The sequence below is a fragment of the Bartonella sp. CE47NXGY genome (assembly GCF_042195415.1).
Classification (GTDB): Bacteria; Pseudomonadota; Alphaproteobacteria; order Rhizobiales; family Rhizobiaceae; genus Bartonella.
Window position 1 is genome coordinate 1 of the sequence record NZ_JBHIOI010000125.1, and the last position, 1629, is coordinate 1629.

Genomic DNA, 1629 nt, shown 5'->3' on the forward strand with positions numbered 1-1629 from the left:
TTTTTTATCAGCAAAATCGTTCAGCTCTTCTTCAACGCGCGTATTCCACAATCCATTATCTGTCTCAACAAGTTTATCATTCCTCATTAAGTATTCGACAATAGCTGCAAATTTTTTCTGCGAACAATTGCAAGCACGTGCAAGCGTTTCAAAATCTTCTTTAATTGGTGCTTTTTTATCGTACATGCGAACGAGAAGCGTCATATAAGCGCCCCTTTGCTCTAACGTCATTCCATCTGTACCACTTATCCAGTCATACAAATGGAATCTTATCCATGGCATACCATTAGACATGCGCATCCCCTTTTTTTATTAAATATAAATGAGTGATCATAATCCCCCCCTTAAAGCTGTTGCGTATTTATGCGTGCGCATGGTGACGCGTAATCTATTTATTTGATCTCTTTATTTTTGCCTGTTTAAGAGTGTGAATGATGCTGTTGATGTTCATTCTTTTCTGTAGAAGCAGCAATAAAAGCAGATTGTGAAGATAATTTAGAATCACATGATTGCGTCCTATAAAAAAACGAGAAAAAGTCTTCTGCCTTAATCGGTGCTCCAATTCTTTTGGCTTCATTCAAAAGAATTGGGATATGTTTTGTTGGAATTCTCCCACCAGTTCCACCTTTTGATATAGGACGGAGCCAGACATATACGCGTGTTCTATGCACCCCAAGCAACTGAGATACCCTACGAACCCCACCTAATAGATTTATTATTTCCGAAAATTGTTTCATAGCACATTATGTAGCGATTATAAAAACAATGTCAAGAAGGAAAATTAATAATGAAACAACATGTTGCTAAATTAGAAAATGACGATTGTATACAACGTACCTACAATAAAGATATGACAATAAGTATCTCACAATGGTTGCAAAATGCCTTATCTGAAGCTGGATTAAGCCAATCAGAGCTTTCAAGACAGCTAACCGCTTCTTTAGGTCGCTCGATAGATCGTGCTGCCGTCAATAAAATGCTAAAAGGAACAAGAGATATTTCTGCTCGAGAATTATTAGAAATATCAAAGCTTACAGGTGCTTCTATTCCTACTAATCACTTAGTTCCTTTGATTGGATCTGTAGGAGCCGGAGGAGAAATAATCGCAATAGATTCTGGTTGTCTAGAAGAAGTAGAAGCCCCGCCATCTGCTCCTAAAGGAACTGTTGCTGTTCGCGTGGTAGGTGATTCTATGTTTCCAGCCATTGAAGAAGGAAGCCTTCTTTTTTATTCCTATCATTTGCCACCAGAGGATCTTATTAACAACCGCGCCATCATAAAAACTAAATGTGGAAAAGTTTACATCAAAGTATTACGTCTAGGGAAAGAAAAAGGGAAATGGGTTTTATCCAGTATAAATGGAAAATATGCTGATATCGTAGATGTAGAATTAGAATGGTGTGCACCTATCGACTGGATTAAGCCAGCCAGAATATGAGTTAATACTTTTATACTTCTCTTCAAGCAAGCCTTTAGTTTATTACTTTTAAAAAAATTTTTAAAATCGCTACATTTTTTTGTTGACTTTGTTTTCAAAATCGCTACATTGGTATCCATAAACCACGCACAAACAATCGCCAAGAGGCGTTAGGGAGGAAAAATTATGGAAAATCCAATTCTTATAAATTC

3 protein-coding genes are annotated in these 1629 nt (G+C 36.8%); 1 reads left to right on the forward strand and 2 read right to left on the reverse strand.

What is annotated here, in order from left to right:
- Together ACFIL3_RS10045 and ACFIL3_RS10050 are read right to left on the reverse strand one after the other, a co-directional pair.
- On the reverse strand, window positions 1-294 hold a 294-nt coding region (locus tag ACFIL3_RS10045), incomplete at its 3' end, for a DUF1376 domain-containing protein (protein ID WP_375682214.1).
- A 125-nt stretch (window positions 295-419) separates the two neighbouring features.
- Entirely contained in the window at window positions 420-737 is a 318-nt protein-coding gene (locus ACFIL3_RS10050) for a hypothetical protein (protein ID WP_375613675.1), read from the reverse strand.
- A gap of 50 nt (window positions 738-787) precedes the next feature.
- Here ACFIL3_RS10050 and ACFIL3_RS10055 point away from each other — a divergent pair, with 50 nt between their 5' ends.
- The gene (locus ACFIL3_RS10055; protein WP_375682215.1) at window positions 788-1438 is read left to right on the forward strand and encodes a S24 family peptidase; all 651 of its coding nucleotides are present in this window, start codon (window positions 788-790) and stop codon (window positions 1436-1438) included.
- Window positions 1439-1629: the final 191 nt, after the last annotated feature.